Here is a 23263-nt window from a genome sequence, read left to right as displayed (position 1 = left end):
GGCCAGGCGCGCGGCGCGCGCCGGCGGCGGTCCGGGCACCCAGCTCACCTATATCAAGCGCAAGATCAACGTTTATGAGGTCCTCGACGAGGAAGGCCTGGCGCTGATCGAGAAGAACACCGACACGGTGCTGGAAGAGATCGGCATCATCTTCCGCGACGACGCCGAGGCGCTCGCGCTGTGGAAGGAGGCCGGCGCCGAAGTCAAGGGCGAGCGCGTGCATTTCCCCAAGGGGCTCTGCCGCTCGCTGCTCAAGACCGCACCCTCCATCTACACCCAGCATGCGCGCAACCCCGAGCGCTCGGTGCAGATCGGCGGCAATGCGACAGTGTTCGCCCCGGTCTACGGCCCGCCCTTCGTGCGCGACCTCGACGGCAACCGCCGCTACGCCACGATCGAGGATTTCCAGAATTTCGTGAAGCTCGCCTATATGGCGCCGTCAATCCACCATTCGGGCGGCACGGTGTGCGAGCCGGTCGACGTGCCGGTCAACAAGCGCCACCTCGACATGGTCTATTCGCATATCCGCTACTCGGATAAACCGTTCATGGGCTCGGTGACTGCGCCGGAACGAGCCGAAGATACGGTGGCGATGGCCAAGATCGTGTTCGGCGACGATTTCGTCGAGAACAACACGGTGCTGACCAGCCTGATCAACGCCAATTCGCCGATGGTGTTCGACGAGACCATGCTCGGCGCGCTGAAAGTCTATTCGCGCCACAACCAGGCTTGTATCGTCACACCTTTCATCCTTGCCGGTGCGATGAGCCCGGTGACGGTTGCCGGCACGCTGACGCAGGTCCTTGCCGAAGTGCTCGCCGGCGCCTCGTTCACGCAGCTGATCAGGCCCGGCGCTCCGGTGCTGTTCGGCACTTTCGCCTCATCGATCTCGATGCAGTCGGGCGCGCCGACATTCGGCACACCGGAGCCGTCGCTGGTCTCCTATGGCGCCGCACAGCTCGCGCGCCGGCTCGGCCTGCCGTTCCGCACCGGCGGTTCGCTGTGCGCCTCGAAGATCCCGGATGCGCAGGCGGCCTATGAAAGCGCCAACACGCTCAACTCGACCATCCTTGCCGGAACCAATTTCGTGCTGCATTCGGCCGGCTGGCTCGAGGGTGGTCTCGCCTCCTGCTACGAGAAGTTCATGATGGACATCGACCAGCTCGGCATGACGCAGAAATTCTCCGAGGGCGTCGACCTGTCGGAGAACGGGCAAGCCATGGACGCCATCCGCCAGGTCGGTCCGGGCAGCCACTATCTCGGCTGCGACCATACGCAGGCGAATTTCCAGACTGCCTTCTACCGCTCCAACATCGCCGACAACAATTCCTACGAGCAGTGGCTGGCCGAGGGCGAGAAGACGGCGCCGCAGCGCGCCAACGAGCTGGCCCGCCGCTGGTTGGAGAGCTACGAAGCGCCGCATCTCGATCCGGCCATCGACGAGGCGCTGAAGGACTTCATTGCCAAGAAGAAAGCCTCGATGGCCGACGCCTTCACTTGAAAGGAGCCCGAGTCAGGCCGGGCTAAAGTCGCCAACATCATTCACAAGGAAGTCTGGCGGAGCGCGTTCTCCGACCCGGACCGGAAGGGATGATTCTTTCGCGCGGCACGATTGAAGGGATCGCGGCCGCGCTTGCCGCCCATGGCCTGATCCTTCGGGGCGGCTTCCGCTTCGCCAGCGACGAAGCCGCGCCTGCGGGACTTTCGGGTGCGCCCGCGAAGTCCGCGCTCCTGGTCGGGCAAGCGGGCGCGGCGCCTTGGCCGCATTTCCAACGCTGGCTCGAGGGGCAACCGCACCCTATCGCCAATCCGCTCGACACCTGGTCGTGCGAGATGATCGGCGCGGTCGCGCAAGAATTCGGCGCCCGCGCGGTGTCGCCATCCGATCGCCCCTACCTGCCGTTCCAGCAATGGGCGATGCGGGCGGAAGGGTTGAAGCCGTCGCCGCTCGATATCCTCATGCATCCGCAATATGGGCTCTGGCATGCCTATCGCGGCGCGCTGCTGTTCGAGGAGGAAATTTTCCTCCCCGAACCTCGGGAAGCGATTCATCTGTGCGACACATGCGTCGAAAAACCCTGCATGAAATCCTGTCCGGTCGACGCTTACTCGGCGGAGGGTTTCGCACATCAAGCCTGTCTGGCGCATGTGCGCGGCGCCAACGGCTCTCCTTGCCGAACCGGCGGCTGTCTCGACCGCAACGCCTGTCCGTATGGCGCCGACTATCGCTATCCGGCCGAGATCCAGGCTTTTTACATAGCCGCGTTCGCCGGCCTGTGAGCGGTCCTCGCGTCGCACGGAATCTTGAATGCGATTGAGATGTCGTGGCTTGCCCTGACGAGCGGCGCGGATATCTATCGCGGGGCAGCAAGCGGAGCGGGCAATGACGAAGCAGGACATCGAGATCAAGACCCAGGACGGCACGGCGAAGGCGCGGCTGTTTCGTCCAGCCGCACCCGCCAAGGCCGGCGTCATCCTCTACATGGATATTTTCGGCCCGCGCCCGGCGCTCGACCTCATGGCCGAGCGCCTCGCCGAGCATGATTATGCCGTGCTCGCGCCAGACCTGTTCTATCGCAGTGTGCCCTATGGTCCGTTCGATCCCAAGACTGCGTTTGGCGACGACAAGACCAGGGCTCAGCTGACGGCGTTGAGTGGCGGCACGACGCAGGGGATGACAATCCGCGACGGTGCGGCCTTCCTCGACGCGCTCACTGCTGAAGGCATTGATGGGCCGGTCGGCGTCGTCGGCTATTGCATGGGCGGGGCGCGGGCGCTGAATGCGGCGGCAAGCTATCCCGACCGGATCGTTGCGGCCGCGAGCTTCCATGGCGGCAATCTGGCGAGCGATGCCGCCGACAGCCCACACCGCAAAGCGGCGTCGATCAAGGCGCGGGTCTATGTCGGGGTCGCCGGCGTCGATCGCAGCTTCCCGCCCGAGCAATCGGCGCGGCTGGCCGAGGCGCTCCGGATCGCCGAGGTCGACCATACGATCGAGAACTATGTCGGCGTCGGCCATGGCTGGTGCGTCAAGGACCACAGCGTCTACGACGAAGTCGGCGCCGAACGCCACTGGAAGCGGCTGTTGACGTTTTTCGGCGAAACGCTGGGCTGAGGTGTGCCGATAATCAGGTGATGCCGGCCTGCAAGCGGCGGCCTCCTGCGCTTCCGGGTCTCACGTGCTTTAAGTCCGCTCCGCTCCGGTTCTCGGAAGCCACCACTTTGGTCGCTTCGCGCCCGTCTTCGACTCCGGCTCGGCCTGACCTGAATCTCGACACACTTCGTCAGCTGGGCTGACTGGCTCCGCAAAAAAATCTTTCCATCGTCCCAAGGATTGGCCATTAGCCTTCGTCCAACGGGCAAATGACGGCGATGATGCTGGACGACAGCGAAGCCTCCGATGCCGAATTGATCGGGCGGGCGAGGGGCGGAGACAGGGGGGCTTTCGGCAAACTGCTCGAAAGGCACTATGGCTTCGTCTATCGCGCCGCCTATCGCTGGTGCGGCCGCAGGGCCGACGCGGAGGACATCGCCCAGGACGTCTGCGTGCGGCTCGGCCGGGCGATCCGCGACTATCAGGGCAGCGGCGCCTTCACGACATGGCTCTACGCCATGACGCTGAATGCGGCGCGCGACATGATGCGCAAGCGTGCCCGCGACACGGCCAAGACCGAGGCCTTTGGCACCTATGCGCTGATTGCGGGGGAGGGTACGGCGGAAGCCCAGGATCCTGCCGAGGCGCTGTGGGTGGCGGTGCGCATGCTGCCGGACAAGCAGCGCGACGCGGTGCTGCTGGTCTATGGCGAAGGTCTCAGCCACGCCACGGCGGCCGAGGTGATGGCGATCTCGGAGACGACAGTTTCCTGGCACATCCATGAAGCGAAGAAACGGCTGAAGGCGCTCATGCGTTCAGCCGGGGAAGTGTGACCATGGCCGACGACAACGAACTCGAAAGGCTGAGCGACATCGCAGTGCCGGCGCCCGACGGCGAGGCGAAAGCTCGCGCGTTCGCTGCCGCGATGACCGCCTTCGACTGGCAAGAAAAAATCTCGACCGCCCCCCAAGGAACTGCGGCAGGCCTTCGTCTCACGGAGCGAGCACAAATGCTCTGGAGAGAGATCATGCAACGGAAACTCATTGCCACACCGGCCATCACCGCGCTGGTTGCGCTGCCAATCGCCGGATATGCCGCTTTCGAGATGTTGAAGGAGCAGCCGCCCGTCATCGGCGGCAACGGGAAGGTGACCGAAACGGTGGCCGACAAGCCGGCGGCGCAGAAGCCTGCGCCGAACCAGCCTGTGATCAACGAACCGCTGGCCACAGCGCCCGCCAAGGAGAAGAAGGCCGACGCCGATAGTGAAAGACGCGATGAGGCGCAGGTTGAGCCTGCATCGCCGCCGAAGCCGGTGACCGAGGTCGACGGCCTGGTCAAGCAGGAAATGATGCCCGAGGCGCTGCCTGCGCCGGCGCCGGCTGAGACAGCTGGCGGCAAAGCTGCGGCGAGTAACGGGGCGGTTCGAATGGGCTTTTCGGCTCCGGGTGATGCAGCGAAGCTGAAACGCGCGCCTGGCGCGGTCGCCGATTCCAAGCTGATGGTGCAGCCCGTACCCATGCCGGACCAGATGCAGCCGCAGGAGGAAAACCGCGACCGCATCCAGACCTTCAAGACCAATCCGGTTCACGAAGCCGCCCAGGATCCGGTCTCGACTTTCTCGATCGATGTCGACACGGCGTCCTATTCCTTCGTCCGGCGCTCGCTGAAGGAAGGCATTCTGCCCGACCCAGACACCGTCCGGGTCGAGGAGATGATCAACTACTTCCCCTATGACTGGAAGAGACCGGATTCGGCTGCGACGCCGTTCAATTCGACCGTCACTGTCATGCCGACGCCCTGGAACGGGCGCACCAAGCTGATGCATGTCGCCATCAAGGGTTTTGACGTGAAGCCGGCCGAGCAGCCCAAGGCCAATCTGGTGTTCCTGATCGACGTGTCGGGCTCAATGGACGAGCCAGACAAGCTGCCGCTCTTGAAGTCGGCCTTCCGGCTGCTGGTCAGCAAGCTCAAAGCCGACGATACCGTCTCTATCGTCACCTATGCCGGCAATGCCGGCACGGTGCTGATGCCGACGAAGGCGGCGGAGAAGGAAAAGATCCTTTCGGCCATCGACAATCTGGAGCCGGGCGGGTCGACGGCCGGAGAGGCCGGCATCAAGGAAGCCTACAAGCTTGCGCAGCAGTCCTTCGTCAAGGACGGCGTCAACCGCGTGATGCTGGCCACGGACGGCGATTTCAACGTCGGCCAAACCGATGACGACGACCTGAAGCAGCTGATCGAGAAGGAGCGCAAGACCGGCGTGTTCCTCTCGGTGTTCGGCTTCGGCCGCGGCAATCTCAACGACCAGATGATGCAGACCATCGCCCAGAACGGCAACGGCACGGCGGCCTATATCGACACGCTTGCCGAGGCCGAGAAGGTGCTGGTCGAGGACGCGTCCTCGACGCTGTTCACCATCGCCAAGGACGTGAAAATCCAGGTCGAGTTCAACCCGGCCAAGGTCTCGGAATACCGCCTTGTCGGCTATGAGACCCGCGCCTTGAAGCGCGAGGATTTCAACAACGACCGTGTCGATGCCGGCGACATCGGCTCCGGCCATTCGGTGACCGCGATCTATGAGATCACGCCCAAGGGCAGCGGCGCCGAGCAGGTCGATCCGCTGCGCTACGGCCAGGCGAAGGTCGACAATGGCGGCGTCGCCAATGCGGACGAATATGCCTTCGTCAAGATCCGCTACAAGCTGCCGAACGAAGACGTCTCCAAGCTGATCACCACGCCGGTGACGGCCGCCAACGAAGTGTCGTCTTTTGACGAGGCGGGCAGCGACCAGCGCTTCTCGGTCGCGGTCGCCGCCTTCGGGCAGAAGCTGCGCGACGAGGACCAGACCGCGAATTTCGGCTATGACCGCATCCTTGAGATCGCCAATGCGGCCAGAGGCGCCGATCCGTTCGGCTACAGAGCCGAATTCCTGTCGCTCGTGCGGCTCGCCTCGTCGCTGGGAACCAACAAGTAGGACGTGCGGCGCATTTCTTGAACAAAAAGGCCGGCGTTGAGAACCGCCGGCCTTTTTGCCGATCGTTAAATTGCTCGGCTTTTCCGGAACTTCATCGCAATGCCCTCCTGTTAGTCAAAGCTGATAGACGACTTTGAGGGGATGGAATTGCATATCACCGGGAACGTGGCGTCGACTGCGGGTAACCCTCAGGCGCGAGCACCGTCCGCGCCATCGGCTGAATCCGCAGGTATCAAGAACGATGTCGACGCGGCCCGCAACACGGCGCTCTCAGCGCTCAACAACGACCGCTTCCGCGCGATGCTGGAACAGATCAGCGACCCGCGTGCCTCCGGCGAGCTGATGGCGATGGGCGCCGGCAACAAGAACAGCGTCGCTACCGACCTCAATACGGCACTGTCGCGTTACGCCGAAAACAGCGAATAGAGCGGGCCAGCTTTAAGCGCGGCTGCGCCGGCGCTCACGACGACCTTCGCCAGCCTCGGCTGAACCGGCCGAGGCGATCTTGTTGCGCATCGGGCCGATGCGCTCGACGATGGTTTCGACGGTCGGACGCGCCGACTTTTTATGCGCGTCGAGCGCCTTGCGCATGGCGGCAAGGTGGGCGAACGAGGTGCCGCAGCAGCCGCCGACGATTTTTGCGCCGGCATCGACCGCTAACCGGACATAGTCGGCCATCAGCTCGGGCGTGCCGGAATAATGAATCTCGCTGCCGCGGAATTCCGGAATACCGCAATTGCCCTTGACGATCACGGTCGCTTCCGGCTTCGCCTCGGTCATGTCGAGCAGCGAGGACAGGATATCGGCGGCACCGACACCGCAATTGGCGCCGACGCCGAGCGGAGCTTGCGACAGTCCATCGGCGACGCCATGGATGTCCTTCGGCAGCAGCCCCATCATGGTGCGGCCGGCGGTGTCGAAGGAGCCGGTGTAGGTATAGGGCAGGCCGACGCGGATCGCCGCTTCGGCCGCGGCGCGGATCTCGTCTGGCGCCGACATGGTCTCGATCCAGGCAACTTCGGCGCCGCCGGCCTTCAAGCCTTCGATCTGCTCGGCAAAGGCATCGACCGCGTCCTCATAGGTCATGGCGCCGAGCGGTATCAGCAGCTCGCCGGTCGGGCCGACGGAGCCGGCAACAATCACCTTGCGGCCGGCCTTGTCGGCGACCGACCGGGCAATCTCGGCGGCGCGCTTGTTCAGGTCGCCCACCCGGTCCTGAGCGTGATGCAGCTTCAGCCGGTGGCGGGTGCCGCCGAAGGAGTTGGTCAGGATGATGTCGGCGCCGGCATCGACGAAATTCTGATGCAGCGTGGCGATGGTGTCGGGCGCCGTCTCGTTGAGCAGCTCGGGCGCTTCGCCGGCCTCGAGGCCCATGGCGAACAAATTGGTGCCGGTGGCGCCGTCAGCCAAAAGCACGCCTTTTTCGGCAAGCAATGCGTCGATCGGATTGGTCGCGGTCATGGCTTTGCCTTTCGTATCCTGAATTCGGATAACGATATAAAGAAGTCTTTATGTCTAGTCAATGAACTTCCGGTCGCAACAGCGCGCCGAACAACCGCCTTTACGGCCTGGGAATGATCTCGACCTCGATCTCGGTGCAGACGCCGCCATTGGTCGGGTAATGGTCGACCGAGCAAGCGGTGACGACGAGGAGCAGGTCTTGTTCGGCTCGCAACGTCACATAGCCGCCGGGCGGATTGATCGAGGCCTCGACAACCAGCGTGCCGTCCGGCTGCGGCATGGAGTTCTGGAAGAGGTCGACCGGGTCGGGCGCGAAGGGCAGTTCGATGCCTTCCGTGCTAAGCGCCTTCATCAGATTGTCGCGGCAGTTTGGATGGTTCGGCAATCCGGCCCGTTCATAAAGTGCGCTGTCGCAGGCAGGGTAAAGCATGTCGTGCGGCCCGGGCGAGGCGTCCTCGATCAAGGTCAGCATCGGCTTGCCGGCGGCGCTGTAGAAATGGTCGCCGGGTTTCGGAAACAGCCTTTCTGTGATGTCGCGGGTCTGTGAGGTGGTCAGCCAATCGAGCCTGCCCTCGGTCGAGAAGGCCCAGAGGTCGGAGACCTGCTGGCCCTTGGGATCGATGATGCGGATGCGGTCGCCGGCCTTGACGCGAAAGGAGCGGCCGGATTGCGGCGGAACGACAACACGATCTGGTTCTTGCATGGATTTCCCTGAAACGATTGTATGCGGCCAGACTGCTGGCCGCATGCCAGGATGACGACGATCGCAGCGTTCAGACAGAGCCTGACGGGAAGGACATACCGGCCAGCTTTTGCGTGAAGCTCGCCGTCTCATGCGCGTTGATGTCGGCGGCGCGGATCAGATTGTCGAAATGGCTGGTCAGGGTGCGGACCGGCTGGGTGGCGTTGAGCACCAGATACATGTCGCCGACATAGATCGCGGCGCGGTAGGGGCCGAAGATCGTGTAGGGGATCGAATAGCGCATGCGGCCGTCGTAGAGGAACAGGCGGAAGGTCGGGTAAAGGTCGTCGAGCAGCGTTGCCATGTGCAGCAATTGCCTGCGGCGTTCGACTTCCGGGAAACGGTCCCAGACGCCGAGACCGCGCGCGAAGATCTCCAGCGTATGACGCGGCATGCAGACCTCCATGTCGGTCTCGGGCCGCCTGTTGTAGTCGATGCGGTATTGCGTTTCGCCGGCCTGTGCCTCGCGGCTCTTGTTGGCAATGCCGGCCTCGTATTCGACCAGCGCCTCGGTGCGCAGGAGGTCCGGAATGCCCGCCGGCACGTAGCGGATCTTGGTGCCGACCGCCTCGGCGTGCCATTTGGCGAGCAGCGTGCGGTCGAAGCCGTCCGGCGCCTCCTCGATTTCCAGGCTTTCGCGAATCTCGCCCGTGACGCCTTCGTCCTGGCTCAGACCCAGCAGCCAGTCGAGCGATACCTTGAACTCGGCGGCGATGTTGAGAAGCGTCTCGGCGCGGGGCAGGCGCGTCGAAGCGCCGGACAGCAGCTGCGACAGCGCCGAACGGTCGATACCGACGGCCGTCGCGAAGGCCGACTGGTTTAAGTCGGAGCGTGTCAAGAGCAATTTCAGGCGCTCCCGAAAGACCGTCGACAGATCGCGCTTGTCCATCACGTCACTCCTGTTCCGAGGAGGAAAAATTTGCGCTGCGGCCTTTCTGACGGCCGCTCAGGCGCAAATGAATCCCCAAGTTTGTTTACAAAGTATAACACATGCGGCCAAGAATGCGCATTCGCAACAGTTTGTGCGCTTTGTCGCGTTGCGACAACGGCAGGCTCCTGACACAATGTTGTCAGGAATCAAACTGGTTCCGGCGACTGGAAGGCAGTGGTCGATAGCATGACTGGCATAAGCAAGAGACGTAGCAGCACACCGGCCGTGGAATGGCCGACGGTATTCCTCATACTCTTCTGCTATGGCGCCTGGCTCGCCACCGGCTTCCTGCTCTGGTCTTCCTATCCGCTGCTGGCGCTCGCAACCCTCACGTTGATACTGGCCCTGCAATCCTCGCTGATGCATGAAGTGCTGCATGGCCATCCGACCCGCAACGCCAGGATCAATGAAGCCCTCGTCTTCCTGCCGATCGGCTTGGTCTGGCCGTTCCGCCGCTTCAAGGCGATCCATCTTCGCCATCATGCCGACGAGCGGCTGACGGATCCGCTGGACGATCCGGAAAGCTATTACCAGGCGCTCTGGATGCATGAGGAAATGCCGCCGGCGATGAAGTTCCTGCTCAAGATCAACAACACCATGGTCGGCCGCTTCTTTCTCGGCCCCTGGTTGTCGTCGATCGGCTTCTTCATCGACGACGTCAGGCAGATGGTCGCGGGCGACAGGGCGATCCGTAAGGGCTGGCTGCTCCATGCCATCGGCCTTGCCGTGGTTGTGCCGATCGTGACCTTCGGCTTCGGCATTCCGCTCTGGCTCTACATTCTGGTGCCGGTGTGGCTCGGCCAGTCGCTGATCTCGGTGCGCACCTATGCCGAGCATCAATGGTCGGAGCACCCGGAGGGCCGCACGATCATCGTCGAGCGGTCGCCGCTGTCCTTCCTGTTCCTCAACAACAACCTGCATTTCGTGCACCACAAGAGCCCGACGGTTGCCTGGTACAGACTGCCGAAGATGTTTCGCGATCGCCGCGAAGAATGGCTGCGGATGAACAATGGCTATGTCTATCCGAATTATTTCGCGCTGATCAAATCCTTTGCCTTCAAGGCCAAGGAACCGGTGGTGCATCCGGTGCTGCGCCGCGCGCCCGGACTCGGCCGCGCCTTCAAGCCGCGCATCAGAGCGCGTAATGTGAATGGACTTGGAACGGCCCCAGTGCCGGCTGAGCCGCCGAAGGAGTGATCTCCGCGACAGCGCTGCCGGCACGCGCTATGCTGGCGCGGGATCTCAATGGTTTCTTCAACCTCTGGACATGGCGGTCAGACTGACGCATGAGTGAATTCATTGCGGCCTTGCCGATGTATGACTGGCCCGAGGTGAGGGCTGAGGTCGATGCCCAATGGGCACGGCTGCGCGATGCCATCAGGCAAAGAGGCATCGAGGCGCCGGAGACCGTCGCGCGCGTCAATGGCGATCTGCCGCCGGTGCCGGGCGGCATTCGCGATGCCGCCGGCAAGATCATTGCGGCTGACCCCGCGACGCTGCCGCCGGACGAACTGAATTTCCCTAGCCTTTGGCTGCATCCGGCGCTGCTTATTGGGCAGACCTGTTGGGGTCCGATGGAATTCGGCCTGTCGAAGCATGTCCAATTAGTTGGCCAGCCGAGTTATGATGCCTATGAGGGCGGTAAGGGTGAACTCTATTCAAGTGCCATCGTCATGCTTGCGGACGGCGGGATGTCGGTACCTTCGCCTACAGACGGTCGGGCTGTAATCCCGATCGATCTGATCCGGGACAAACGATTTGCCTTCAACAGCCTCGATTCAATGTCAGGTATCATCGCCTTGTCTCGCGACCTCGAAGACATGGAAGACATAGAGTTTTCGCAACACCTGCAAAGCGGCGGCCATCGCGCCTCGATCGTCGCCATCGCCGAAGGCAGGGCCGACATCGCCACGATCGATTGCGAAAGCTGGGCATTGGCGCAGCGTTTCGAACCGGCGGCCCAGCGCGTGAAGGTCGTCGGCTGGACGGCGAGGCGCAAAGGCCTGCCGTTCATCACCGCCCTGTCGACGCCGCAAGAGACCGTAGCGGCTCTGCGTGAAGCCGTCGCCAGTCTCGGATATGCTCAGCCGAGCAATCGTTCGTCGAGCGGGTAGGCTGAGAGCTTTTCGTTGCCGGTATCGGTGATCAGGATCTGCTCCTCGATCTTGACGCCCTCGCGTCCGCCCAACCGGCCGATATAGCTTTCCACGCATAGCACCATTCCGGGTTCGAGCACGCCGTCAGGCGTGTCGTCCGTCCAGTCGCTGGCATGCGGCAGAGTCGGATACTCGTCCGCCAGTCCGACGCCGTGGTAGAGCACGCCGTAGCGTGTCGGGAAACAGTCGCCAGGCGGCACCGCCGAGCGTTCGACGAGATCGCGGAAGGAGATGCCCCGCCGCATCAGGCTGGTGTTGTGGGCGATCTGGTCGGCGGCGATGCGGAACAGGTCGCGCTGCTCGTTCGTCGGTCTGCCATCCCCGCAAAGCCAGGTGCGCGAAAGATCGGCGCAAAATCCATAGGGGCCGATGAGGTCGGTGTCGAAGGCGACGAGATCGCCGTCCTCGATGATGCGCGACGAGCATTCCTGGAACCAGGGATTGGTGCGCGGCCCGGATGACAGAAGCCGGGTCTCGATCCATTCGCCGCCACGCGCGATGTTGCCGCGATGGAGTTCCGCCCACAGTTCGTTCTCGGAGATGCCGGGCTTCAGCGCCGCTTCCATCTCGCCCATCGCCGCCTCGCAGGCGACAATGGCACGGCGCATCGCAAGGATTTCGTCCGGCGATTTGATCAGGCGCGCATTCTCCATCACCGCCTCGCCATTGCCGACCGTGATGCCGCGGCGGGCGAGCTCGTCGACGCCTTCGGGATTGATGTGATCGACAGCGATGCGGCGATTGCCGCCGCCGTGCTCGGCAAGGAGCTCGGCGATGCCGGCCGCCCAGCGGCGGACCTTTCGGCCGGTCAACTCGCCGCTGTAGAGATACATCCACGACACCGCCGGCCGCACCTCGTCGACGACGCCCGCATGATCCGATAGATGCTGGCAGGAGAAATAGTCGAACAGCACCACCGGACCGTCTGTCGCCACGAAACAGTGGCGGGTCGGATTGTGTGCGACCCAGGGCTGCATGTTGGTCGAGTCGGTCGCGTAACGGATGTTGACAGGGTCGTAGAGCAGGGCGCCGGCATAGTCGCGGCGCTTGAGCTCGGCGCGAATGCGTTCAAGCCGGAATTTTCGCATGGCAGGCAGGTTGGGAGCGGCAATGCCTGCCGCTGCCCATTCGGCTTCGGCCTGCGCGCCATAGCCCAGCACATGCTGGTTGAGCGCGGCAGCCTTCTCGCGGGACGCCGCGCGCAGCGCGTCGACCGAGCCCGGTTCGAACGGCATGATCTTGCGGTGGCGGCCGAAGCGAAGTTTGTTCATGCAGTCTCCCAGGTGCTTACTGCGCCGTCATCTTGCGCAGCCTGGTGATCGTCACCTGGCGCGGTGCGCCCCCCAGCAACTGCGGCACCGCGATGCGCCGATGGACGGTGTCCATCACATAGCCGGCCTTGGCGATCCTGTCGAAAATGACCGAAGCCGGTTCCTCGTCATCCGCCAGGACAAGCACGGCAGGCTCGCGGATCGACTCGGCGAAATCGGGGATCTCGTCGTCGAGCACGACGAGATCGGGATCGACCAGACGGAGATTGCCGATCCAGAACCAGCTCGACACCACTGTGCCGACCGGCCCGTTGGCCGCCAACTGGCGATGGAGCGAAGCGTAGTCCATCCGCACGATGCCACCGCGGTTGTCGCCGCCGTGGACGTGCATGTACCAGCTCACTGGCAGCACCAGGATGGCGATCACCGCGCCGACAAAGACGATCGTGGCTTGCGTCTTCCTGCCTCGTTCCCCCATCGCGTCCAGCCGCATGGCAAGCGCAGCCGGCAGCAGCACAAACACGGGAAGCATCCAGCGATCGCGAAATTGCGTCACGCCGCCCGCCAACACCACCAGGAGCGTGATCAGCAAGGCGAAGGCGATCGCCCGCCAGACCAGCTTCTCTGGCCACGGTGCGGTCTCGGGCGGCGGTGCGGGTTTCCCGCGTGCCAGGAAAAACGCGACGGCAAAGATCGCCGCCGGAAGCCCGGCGAAGTTGAGTATCGCATTGCCCAGGCCGAGGATGCCGCCAGACAAGCTCTTTGCTACGCTGCCGCCCTCGGCGACGCCCAGGCCACTGCTGTGCGCCAGCAGATCGCTCAGATGCGTGAGGCTCCAGTAGAATGTCGGCAGGCAGGCAAGGATCGCCACAACCACGCTGATCAGGAAACGGCGATCGAAGATCGCCTCACGCGTTTCGCGAAGCGACAGCGCCGCAAGGAACAGCGCGGCGAGAAAGATCACCATATTGTATTTCGACAGCATGGCGGCGGCCGTCGCCAGGCCGAGCAGCACATAGGCGGCTGTCGAGCGCCGTTTCTGCAGCTCGACCAGCGCCAGGAGCAGCAGCGACGAAAAACAAAAAACCGCGACCGAGTGGGTGAGGGCATGCTGCATCTCCCACGCGATCTGCGGAAAAAGCAGCAGGCCGAACATGGCGGCGGTCGCCGCACGGTTCGAGTAGCCCAGGCGGCGCACCGCGGCGAAGCACGCGATCAATCCGCCTGCCAGCAGGGCGTATTTCACGATCTTGAGCGCAAGGACGTCGGTTCCGACCAGCGATGCGGTGAGGATGCCGAGCCAGGTGTATAGAGGCGGCTGCGAGCTGCCGTAGCCGGCCGCGAGGAAGCGCATCGCCATCAGCTGCTCGGAGTCGTCGACGCCGACACCGGTGCCCATAAAGTGCGACGAGAACGTCATCACCACGATCTGGACAAGGCAATATGCAAGGGCAAATGCGATTGCGGCGCTGAAGGGGCCGACCCGTTCATCGCAGAGCCAGTCGGTCCATTTCTCCAGCTGCCGCAAAGGGGTCGTCGTCTCATCTGGTGCGTTAGTGGCCGGTTGCTATATAGCCGACCACCCACACGATCCGAAAGCGGTGCCGGACCTTATGTGCGCATCTTTTCGCCGCTCGGGTCGAAGGGTGGCTCGACATTGATGCGGGCCGGGCGGCGATGGCCGAGGATCTCGATCTCGAACAGGCCGGCGCTCTCGTCTTCCGCGAGGGCCGCCGGCACATAGCCTTGCGCCATCGACTTCTGCACGTAATGCGCATAGCCGCCCGAGGTCACCCAGCCGACGACGCGCCATTCGCCGTCGACGATGCCGCGTACGGCCGAAGCGCCTTCCGCGGCCTTGGAGCCACGCACTTCCTTGCCGGTCTCATCGAAGCGCGGCGCACCGTAGCCATGCGGCTTTTCCACCGTGCCGTAGTCCTTGCTGACCTTGGCCCAGATCGGCTCGTCGCCCATCACGTCGGCGTCGGCAGCATCGACGATGAAGGAGACGCGGCGCAGCTTCGGCCCTTGCGCCTGCTCCTTGGCAGCTGCTTCGCGGCCGATGAAGTCGTTCTTCTCCAGCTTGATGAAGCGGTCCATCGAACCTTCGAACGGCCCATAGATCGGCCGCAACTCGCGGAACCAGGTCGGGAAGTTCTTCTCCAGGCGCATCGACAGCAGCGCGCGCATACCGAAATCGACGAGACCGAATTCCTCGCCGGCTTCCTTGATCGCCTTGTAGACCAGGCGCTGATAGGCCGGCGCCATCCAGATCTCGTAGCCGAGGTCGCCGGTGTAGGTGATGCGGTTGACCATGCAGGGCGCTCCGCCGACCGCCATCTCGCGGAAATCCATGAAGCGGAAGGCTTTGGTGGAAACGTCGACATCGACCAGCTTCTGCAAAAGGTCGCGCGATTTGGGGCCCGCAATCGACAGGCCCACCAGCGTCTGGTCGAAGCGATGGATGCGCACCGATCCGTCCTTCGGCAGATGCTTCTCGAACCAGCGCATATGGTATTTCTGCGCGGCCGACGAGCCCCAGATCATGAAGCTGTCGTCGCCTGATTTGGCGATGGTGAAGTCGCCGATCAGCTTGCCGAATTCGTTGACCATCGGCGTCAGCACGATGCGGCCGGTCTTCGGCATGCGGTTGGTCATCAGCCGGTTGAGGAAATCCTCCGCGCCCGGGCCGGACACCTCGTATTTGGCGAAGTTGGCGATCTCGGTCACGCCGACCTTCTCGCGCGTCGCGCGCACTTCCTCGCCGATCGGACCGAAATCGTTGGAGCGATGGAACGAGACGATGTCCTTCGGCTCGGTGCCCTTGGGCGCGAACCAGAGCGGGGTTTCCAGACCCCAGCTGTCACCCATGACGGCGTTGTTGGCGAGCATGGTGTCGTAGAGCGGCGTCGTCTGCGCCGGACGGGCGGCAGGCAGTTCCTCGTTCGGGAAGCGGATCGAGAAGCGCCGCGAATAGTTCTCGCGCACCTTGGCGTTGGTGTAGCGCAGGCTCGCCCATTCGCCGAAGCGGGCGACGTCCATGCCCCAGACGTCGAAGCCCGGATCGCCATGCACCATCCAGTTGGACAGCGCGAGGCCGACGCCGCCGCCCTGGCTGAAGCCGGCCATGACGGCGCAGGCGCACCAGAAATTGGTCAGGCCCTGCACCGGGCCGACCAGCGGGTTGCCGTCGAGCGCGAAGGTGAAGGGGCCATTGATGATCTGCTTGATGCCGGCCTTCTCGATGCCGGGGAAGTGCTTGAAGCCGATCTCCAGCGACGGCGCGATGCGGTCGATGTCGGGCTGCAGCAGTTCATGGCCGAAATCCCAGGGCGTGTTGACCGGCGACCACGGCTTGCAGGCCTTCTCATAAGTGCCGAGCAGGATGCCGTTGCGCTCCTGGCGAGTGTAGATCTCGCCCTTGAAGTCGAGCACGCCGATCATCTCGCGGCCAGTCGACTTGTTGAATTCCTCGACCTCCGGCATCGGCTCGGTGAGCAGGTACATGTGCTCCATCGCCAGCACCGGCAGCTCGACACCGACCATGCGTCCGATCTCGCGCGCCCACAGGCCGCCGCAATTGACGACATGCTCGGCGTGGACCGTGCCCTGCTCGGTGACGACGTTCCAGGTGGCGTCAGGCTGTTGCGTCAAGTCGACGACACGGTTGCGCAGCACGATCTCGGCGCCGAGTTTCTTCGCCGCCTTGGAATAGGCGATGGTGGTGCCGGAGGGGTCGAGATGGCCCTCGACCGGGTCCCACATGGCGCCGACAAAATTCTTCTCGTCCATCAGCGGAAACATCGCCTTGGCTTCCGAAGGCGTGATCAGCTCGGTGTCCATGCCGAGATAACGGCCCTTGGCGTGGGCAAGCCGCAGGAAGTCCATGCGCTCGGGCGTATCCGCCATCATCACGCCGCCGGTCAGATGCAGCGAGCACGACTGGCCGGAAAGCTCCTCGATCTCCTTGTAGAGCTGGACGGTGTAGGCCTGCAACTTGGCGACGTTCGGATCCCCGTTCAGCGTATGGAAGCCGCCCGCCGCATGCCAGGACGAGCCGGAGGTCAATTCCGAACGCTCGATCAGCATGATGTCGGTCCAGCCGGCCTTGGCGAGATGATAGAGCACCGAGCAGCCGACGACGCCGCCGCCTATGACAACCGCTTTTACGTGGGATTTCATGAAGATAGGTCCGTTTTTGTAGAGACTGAGTCGGGTGAGCAGGGTCCCCCCTCCGGAGGGAGAGGAAGGGGGCCGGTTGGAATAAGCTCACGCCCTTCCTCTACCCCGTCGATCGGGGGAGAGGTGTCGAGCGAAGCTCGACGGAGTGGGGGTCGACTATTCATCAGCCCAATACAGATGATCAGAAGTCGGTCGGCGCGCCGCCTTCGGCGCGGCGCTTGTCGACGAAGTCGTTGAGCTCCTCGCGGACGGCCGGGTCCATATAGGGCTCTTCGTAGGCGGCCAGGCGCTCCTTCCATACCTTGTTGGTCCGCTCCAGCGCCGTCGGCGAGCCGGCTTCGACCCAGGTCTCGAAGTTGCGCCAGTCGGAAACGATCGGCGAGTAGAAGGCGGTCTTGTAGCGTTCCTGCGTGTGCTGGGTACCGAAGAAATGGCCGCCCGGGCCGACCGACTGGATGGCGTTGAAGCCGAGCGCATCCTCGGAGAGGTCGAGCGGGGTGAGGAACTCGGCCACCATCTGCAAAAGATCGATGTCGAGAATGGTCTTTTCGTAGGAACAGCGCAGGCCGCCTTCCAGCCAGCCCGCCCCGTGCATCATCAGATTGCCGCCGCCCTGGATGGCGCCCCAGAGCGAGAAGACGCTTTCATAGGCGGCCTGCGCATCGACCGTGTTGGCGGCGCAGGTGTTGGACGTGCGGTAGGGAATTTGATAGCGGCGGGCGAGCTGCCCGCCGACGAGCTGCGCCTTCATATATTCGGGCGTGCCGAAGGCCGGCGCGCCCGACTTCATGTCGACGTTGGAGGTGAAGCCGCCATAGCCGACCGGCGCGCCCTTCTTCACCATCTGCGCGAAGGCGATGCCCGAGAGCGCCTCGGCGTTCTGCTGCACCAGCGCGCCGGCGACGGTGACGGGCGCCATGGCGCCGGAGAGCGTGAATGGTGTCACGATCACGGCCTGGCCCATGCTCGCCATCTGGATGATGCCTTCCATCATAGGCACGTCGAGCTTGAGCGGCGAATTGGTGTTGATGATGGTGAAGACCGACGGCTCCTGCATCAGCTGCTCGCGGCTGATGCCGCGGGCGATGCGGGCGATCTCGATGCCGTCGACATTGCGTTCCTTGCCGAGCGAATAGATGTGGAAGACCTTGTCGGTCAGCGTGGCGAGGTCGCGGATGCATTCGAGATGCCGGACCGAGGGATGGATGTCGATCGGCTCGACCGGATAGCCGCCGGTGCACTGCAGGATGTTGTGCATCTGCGCCAGGCGCAGGAAGTTGCGGTAGTCGGCCTGGTTGCCGGGCCGCCGGCCGCGATCGAGGTCGGAGCAATTGGGCGCCGAGGCCATCATCGAAAGGATGACGTTGTTGCCGCCGAAGCGCAGATTGTGCGCGGGATTGCGGGCGTGGAGCGTGAATTCGGGCGGGCAGTGCGCAATGAGCTCGAGGATCATGTCGCTGTCGAAGCGTACGCGCTCGCTGACTTCACGCACATCGGCGCCATGCGCCTTCATGATGCGGCGGGCTTCCTCATGCAGAACGTCGACGCCGATCTCCCTGAGCACGCGCAGCGAGGCGATGTGGATCGATTCCAGCTCGTCGTCGGAGACGAACTTCGTCGGCGTCAGCGGGTTCTTCAACTGGCGGAAAGCAGGCTGCTCGAAGGTAGCCGATCCGCCGGCACGCTTTCCCGCACGGCCGCCGCGGCGGGCGCGATCGGTTGCCAATGCCGGTTCGGCAGGATGAAGGGCGGCAGTCATGAGAAGCCTCGTGAGAATGCGAAAGTGGCCGGCATAATGGACCGGCGGCAATGCCGCCGGTAAGGAGGCGGCGACCACTAGGGCGAGGGAAGCGACATGACGGAAGGGCAACCAGCTGGCCCCGGTCTGCTAACCCAGTCTCAGGCAGCGCTGCTCTTGAATGTTCGCGCCGCGAACGCGATGTAGGCAGGGCCTGCCAGACGACATCCCGGAGACCCGTATGACCACCCCGATGACCAGAACCCAGCCCGAATTTGCGGCCAAGGATCCTTTCCTGTGGCTGGAAGACCGCAACGGCAAGGAAGCGCTCGACTGGGTTCATCGCCAGAATGCGGTGACGGTCGCCGAGTTGCAGGGCGATCCTTCATACCAGCAGGCATTCGAGACCGCGCTCGACCTGATGACCGCCGAGGACAATATCCCGGTCGGGGCCGCACTTGCCGGCCATGTCTACAATTTCTGGCAGGACAAGACCAATGCGCTGGGCCTTTGGCGTCGCACGCCGGCTGCGTCCTACAAGACCGATAAGCCGGACTGGGAAACGATCATCGACTTCGACCAGCTCTCCGCCAAGGAAGGCGTGAAATGGGTGTTCGGCGGGGCGAGCCGGCTCTATCCCGATTTCGACCTCTGCCTGCTCTCCATGTCGCCGGACGGCGGCGACGCCAGCGAGATGCGCGAGTTCGACATCGCGACGAAATCATTCGTCGATGACGGGTTTCGGGCGCCGGCTTCGAAGTCGGGCTTTTCCTGGCTGGACAAGGACACGGTGATCGTCTCGGCGGCGTTCGAGGAAGAAGACAAAACCCAGTCCGGCTATCCGCGCGTGATCAAGCTCTGGCGGCGCGGCACGAAGCTGGAAGACGCAACGCCGATTTTCGAGGCCGGGAAGGAGGACCTTGCTGTCGGCGGCGGCGTCGAATTCGACGGCGACAAGCGGCACGTGCTGCTGGGCAGAACGATCGACTTCTTCACCTCGCACAGTTTCCTGTGGCTCGCTTCGGGCGAGAACCGGCGCATCCCGCTACCCGATGATGCCACCGACACGGCGATCTTCAAAGGACAGCTCGTCTTCAGCGTTCGTAGCGCTTGGATGGCGCCCGACGGCACGCGCTGCCTGCCCGACGGGCTCTACTCGGTGGATTTCGACCACTGGATCGACACCGGCACGTTCGGACCTTTCGAAACCTTGCTCGAACCGGCGCACCGCGTCTCTATCGCCGGCCTCGCCAGGACGCAGGACCGGCTGTTCATCAACCTGATGGACAATGTGCGCGGCAAGGTCGTCGTTTGCGATCGCATCGACAATCGTTGGTCGCTGAAGTCGGTCGGCCTGCCTGACAACGGCAATGTCGGCATCAGCCATGCCGAACATTTCGGCTCCAGCGTCTCCTTCTCCTTCACCGATTTCCTGACGCCGAGCTCGATCATCTGGTCGGACGACAATGGCGAGGCACTGGCAACCGTGAAGGCGCAGCCGGCCAGATTCGACGCTTCGCCTTACGTTTCCGAGCGGTTCGAGGCGCGCTCGAAGGATGGCACGATGATCCCCTATTTCGTCGTCAGGCGGAGGGATCAGAAAGGGCCGGTGCCGGCGCTGCTTTACGGTTACGGTGGTTTCGAAGTGCCGCTGCTGCCCGGCTATGCCGGCATTCGCGGCAGGCTCTGGCTGGACAGGGGCAACGCCTATGTGCAGGCCAATATCCGCGGCGGCGGCGAGTTCGGCCCGGCCTGGCACCAGGCGGCCCTCAAGGGCAAGCGCCAGAAGGCCTTCGACGATTTCGCGGCGGTGGCCGAGGATGTGGTCAGGCGCGGCATCACCACGGCTGCCCAGCTCGGCATTCAAGGAGGTTCGAATGGCGGCCTGCTCACCGGTGTGTCGCTGACGCAGCGACCGGAGCTGTTCGGCGCCGTCATCATCGATGTACCGTTGCTCGACATGCTGCGCTACACCGAATTGCCGCCCGGCGCTTCCTGGATCGCCGAATATGGCGATCCCTCGAAGCCGGACGAGGCGGCCTGGCTTGGCGCCTATTCGCCCTATCAGCGTGTCGCGGCGGAGGTTGCCTATCCGCCCGTGCTGTTGATGACTTCGACCGCCGACGACCGCGTCCATCCCGGCCATGCGCGCAAGATGGCGGCGCGGCTGCAGGCCGCCAGTCACGGCAAGACGCTGTTCTTCGAGGAAACCGAAGGCGGCCATGGCGGGCGCGGCGATCGCCGTCCGCAGGCGGCGCAAACGGCGATGCGCTATGTCTTTCTGCAGCGGGCGCTTGCCGGTGTAGCTTGAATTTGTGGCCGTTGGCGGCTTAATGTGCCGCCATGGTCCGCATCAGCACTTCAGGCGCCTTCGGGGTCGCGGTGACGCCGTCACCGCGCACGCTGCGTGCCGAGCTTTTGCGGCTATGCGCCCGCATCGGCTATTCGCCGCCCCGTTTCCTCTGACGAATCCGCCCCGGCTGCTGCCGGATTGATTCAAGAGGAAAGATCAAACCAATGACCTATCAGAACTATTCGCTGAAGCAGCTTCAGCAGATCGATGCCGCACATCACCTTCACCCCTTCACCGACCACAAGGAACTGCGCGAGGCAGGCTCGCGCATCATTACCCGCGCCGACGGCCCTTTCATCTACGATTCCGAAGGAGCGGAAATCCTCGACGGCATGGCGGGCCTCTGGTGCGTCAATGTCGGCTATGGCCGCGACGAGCTGGCGGATGCCGCCTATGCCCAGATGAAGGAACTGCCTTACTACAACTCCTTCTTCAAATGTTCGACGCCGACGCCGGTGCTGTTGTCGAAGAAGCTGGCGGAGCTTGCGCCCAAGCATGTCAGCCAGGTCTTCTACGGCTCGTCCGGCTCGGAGGCCAACGACACCGCGCTGCGGCTCGTGCGCCACTACTGGGCGCTGGAAGGCAAGCCCGAGAAGAACCGCATCATCTCGCGCAAGATGGGCTATCACGGCTCGACGATCGCCGGCACCTCGCTCGGCGGCATGGAGCCGATGCACAAGCAGCTCGGCGGCGCCGTGCCCAACATCGTCCACGTCATGATGCCCTATGCCTATGAGCTCGCGCTGCCCGGCGAAAGCGACCATGATTTCGGCATCCGCGCGGCAAAGGCGGTCGAGGACGCGATCCTCGAAGCCGGCGCCGACAAGGTCGCCGCCTTCATCGGCGAGCCGGTGATGGGCGCCGGCGGTGTGAAAATCCCGCCGATGAGCTATTGGCCGGAGGTGCAGCGCATCTGCCGCAAATACGATGTGCTCCTGATGCTGGACGAGGTCATCACCGGCTATGGCCGCACCGGCGAATGGTTCGCGGCCCAGACCTTCGACGTGGAACCCGACACCATCACCACCGCCAAGGCGCTGACCTCCGGCTATCAGCCCCTGTCGGCGCTCCTGGTCGGCGACCGCATCAGCAAGACGCTGGTCGAGCAGGGCGGCGAGTTCTACCACGGCTACACCTATTCCGGTCATCCGGTGGCCTGCGCGGTGGCGCTGAAGAACCTCGAGATCATCGAGCGCGAGGGCCTGGTCGATCGCGTCAGGAACGACACCGGTCCCTACTTCGCGCAAGCGCTGCAGGAACGCATCGCCGGCCACAGGCTGGTCGGCGAGGTGCGCTCGATCGGCCTGATGGGGGCGATCGAGATCGTCAAGGACAAGGCGACCAAGGAACGCTACCTGCCGTCGGGAAGTGCTGCTGTGGTCGTGCGCGACCACGCGATCTCGCAAGGCATGATGCTGCGCGCCACCGGCGACACGATGATACTGTCGCCACCGCTGATCTGGACGCGCGACACAATCGACATGGCCTGCGAGCGCATCGCCAAGGCGCTCGACCTCGCCGAGGTGGATCTGCGGAAGCGATAACCAATGCGCCTGGGCGCCCTTCCACAAGGGCGCCCAGAGATCCGAATTCAGCAGTGCAGCGTGGCCAGTCCGAAACGCAAAAACCGCGTCCCAAAGGGAACGCGGCTTTGCCAGATACGCATGGCGTTTCGCTACAAGAGACTTGCGAAACTTACGGGCTCCGGTACGCGAGACCTGATCCGGAGCGCCGGGCGGTTGCGATGTCCGCCTCGCAGTCCGTTTTAAAGGCACATCGTTACCGGTGCGTTATCGAGAGCTTAAGCAAATCTAAATTTGCCGGCTTTCTGTCGAAAAAATCCGCTAATAACCCTTTGAAAGCCGGCATTTAGTTTTTATCGCCGCGGAGGAAATTTATGATGCCGGAAAAATCGACGCCGGCATTCCCTTGCGCGTTGAACAGTCCGTAGAGTTGCGTCGCCTCGGCGCCCAACGGCGTCACCGCGCCGGCGCTTTGCGCGGCTTCCTGCGACAATTTCAGGTCCTTCAGCATCAGCGCCGCTGCAAAACCTGGCTTGTAGTCGCGGTTGGCGGGTGAAGCCGGAACGGGGCCCGGCACCGGGCAATAGGTGGTGAGCGACCAGCACTGGCCGGAGGAGGTGGAGGCGACGTCGAACAGCGCCTGATGCGAGAGGCCGAGCTTTTCGGCGAGCACGAAGGCTTCGGCTACGCCGATCATCGAGATGCCGAGGATCATGTTGTTGCAGATCTTGGCGGCCTGGCCGGCGCCGTCGCCGCCGCAATGAACGATGCGGCCGGCCATCGGCTTCAGGATCGGCTCGGCAGCGGCAAATGCCGCGTCCGAGCCGCCGGCCATGAA

19 protein-coding genes are annotated in these 23263 nt (G+C 63.6%); 11 read left to right on the top strand and 8 right to left on the bottom strand.

The features are described from left to right. From DH10_RS08905 to DH10_RS08880, 6 genes are all read left to right on the top strand, one after another. Positions 1-1501: trimethylamine methyltransferase family protein (locus DH10_RS08905; RefSeq protein WP_192384620.1), on the top strand; the 1501-nt coding region annotated here is incomplete at its 5' end. An 89-nt stretch (positions 1502-1590) separates the two neighbouring features. Further along, a complete protein-coding gene (locus DH10_RS08900; RefSeq protein WP_192252983.1) occupies positions 1591-2280 on the top strand; it encodes a 4Fe-4S dicluster domain-containing protein in 690 nt (229 codons plus the stop codon). A gap of 103 nt (positions 2281-2383) precedes the next feature. After that, the gene (locus DH10_RS08895) at positions 2384-3115 is read left to right on the top strand and encodes a dienelactone hydrolase family protein (protein ID WP_192252986.1); all 732 of its coding nucleotides are present in this window, start codon (positions 2384-2386) and stop codon (positions 3113-3115) included. Between the two features lie 248 nt (positions 3116-3363). Continuing rightward, the gene (locus DH10_RS08890) at positions 3364-3927 is read left to right on the top strand and encodes an RNA polymerase sigma factor (protein ID WP_192252989.1); all 564 of its coding nucleotides are present in this window, start codon (positions 3364-3366) and stop codon (positions 3925-3927) included. Between the two features lie 2 nt (positions 3928-3929). Then, positions 3930-6068 carry a vWA domain-containing protein gene (locus tag DH10_RS08885; protein WP_192252992.1) on the top strand — a complete coding sequence of 713 codons (2139 nt, stop codon included), beginning with the start codon at positions 3930-3932 and terminating at the stop codon, positions 6066-6068. Positions 6069-6209: 141 nt separating this feature from the next. Continuing rightward, the gene (locus DH10_RS08880; RefSeq protein WP_192252995.1) at positions 6210-6494 is read left to right on the top strand and encodes a hypothetical protein; all 285 of its coding nucleotides are present in this window, start codon (positions 6210-6212) and stop codon (positions 6492-6494) included. 12 nt (positions 6495-6506) lie between these two features. Here DH10_RS08880 and bmt read toward each other — a convergent pair whose 3' ends face one another. From bmt to DH10_RS08865, 3 genes are all read right to left on the bottom strand, one after another. Next, entirely contained in the window at positions 6507-7529 is a 1023-nt protein-coding gene (gene bmt, locus DH10_RS08875; RefSeq protein WP_192252998.1) for a betaine--homocysteine S-methyltransferase, read from the bottom strand. Between the two features lie 100 nt (positions 7530-7629). Next, positions 7630-8232, bottom strand: a complete 603-nt coding sequence (locus DH10_RS08870; protein ID WP_192384619.1) for a DUF1989 domain-containing protein — start codon at positions 8230-8232, stop codon at positions 7630-7632. A 70-nt stretch (positions 8233-8302) separates the two neighbouring features. After that, entirely contained in the window at positions 8303-9160 is an 858-nt protein-coding gene (locus DH10_RS08865) for a helix-turn-helix domain-containing protein (protein WP_192253004.1), read from the bottom strand. Between the two features lie 228 nt (positions 9161-9388). Between DH10_RS08865 and DH10_RS08860 the strand changes: the two genes are divergently transcribed. Both DH10_RS08860 and DH10_RS08855 read left to right on the top strand, forming a co-directional pair. Continuing rightward, on the top strand, positions 9389-10399 hold the full coding sequence (locus DH10_RS08860; protein WP_192253007.1) for a fatty acid desaturase: 1011 nt from the start codon (positions 9389-9391) through the stop codon (positions 10397-10399). Positions 10400-10488: 89 nt separating this feature from the next. Further along, positions 10489-11316 carry a phosphate/phosphite/phosphonate ABC transporter substrate-binding protein gene (locus DH10_RS08855; RefSeq protein ID WP_192384618.1) on the top strand — a complete coding sequence of 276 codons (828 nt, stop codon included), beginning with the start codon at positions 10489-10491 and terminating at the stop codon, positions 11314-11316. On the opposite strand, the gene DH10_RS08850 is transcribed toward DH10_RS08855, so the two are convergent. The 4 genes from DH10_RS08850 to DH10_RS08835 form a co-directional block, all read right to left on the bottom strand. Continuing rightward, positions 11286-12629, bottom strand: coding sequence for a M24 family metallopeptidase (locus tag DH10_RS08850; RefSeq protein ID WP_192253013.1), 1344 nt, complete (start codon positions 12627-12629; stop codon positions 11286-11288). The genes DH10_RS08855 and DH10_RS08850 overlap by 31 nt on opposite strands. 16 nt (positions 12630-12645) lie before the next feature. Then, the gene (locus DH10_RS08845) at positions 12646-14157 is read right to left on the bottom strand and encodes an ArnT family glycosyltransferase (protein WP_192253016.1); all 1512 of its coding nucleotides are present in this window, start codon (positions 14155-14157) and stop codon (positions 12646-12648) included. A gap of 83 nt (positions 14158-14240) precedes the next feature. Next, a complete protein-coding gene (locus tag DH10_RS08840) occupies positions 14241-16811 on the bottom strand; it encodes a GcvT family protein (protein ID WP_192253019.1) in 2571 nt (856 codons plus the stop codon). 181 nt (positions 16812-16992) lie between these two features. Further along, positions 16993-18570: a trimethylamine methyltransferase family protein gene (locus tag DH10_RS08835; protein WP_192253022.1), complete on the bottom strand. Its 1578-nt coding sequence runs from the start codon at positions 18568-18570 to the stop codon at positions 16993-16995. A 220-nt stretch (positions 18571-18790) separates the two neighbouring features. Between DH10_RS08835 and DH10_RS08830 the strand changes: the two genes are divergently transcribed. Genes DH10_RS08830 through DH10_RS08820 form a run of 3 tightly spaced genes read left to right on the top strand, consistent with a single transcriptional unit; the run spans position 18791 to position 22446 of the window. Then, a complete protein-coding gene (locus DH10_RS08830) occupies positions 18791-20860 on the top strand; it encodes a prolyl oligopeptidase family serine peptidase (protein ID WP_192253025.1) in 2070 nt (689 codons plus the stop codon). A gap of 32 nt (positions 20861-20892) precedes the next feature. Then, complete coding sequence (locus DH10_RS08825; RefSeq protein WP_066999731.1) at positions 20893-21015, top strand: capsid protein; 123 nt, start codon at positions 20893-20895, stop codon at positions 21013-21015. A gap of 51 nt (positions 21016-21066) precedes the next feature. Next, a complete protein-coding gene (locus DH10_RS08820) occupies positions 21067-22446 on the top strand; it encodes an aspartate aminotransferase family protein (protein ID WP_192253028.1) in 1380 nt (459 codons plus the stop codon). Positions 22447-22771: 325 nt separating this feature from the next. Here DH10_RS08820 and DH10_RS08815 read toward each other — a convergent pair. After that, positions 22772-23263: NAD-binding protein (locus DH10_RS08815; RefSeq protein WP_192384617.1), on the bottom strand; the 492-nt coding region annotated here is incomplete at its 5' end.

It is taken from the genome of Mesorhizobium silamurunense (genome assembly GCF_014843825.1).
Classification (GTDB): domain Bacteria; phylum Pseudomonadota; class Alphaproteobacteria; order Rhizobiales; family Rhizobiaceae; genus Mesorhizobium; species Mesorhizobium silamurunense.
This window is presented reverse-complemented; position numbering and strand designations above follow the sequence as displayed.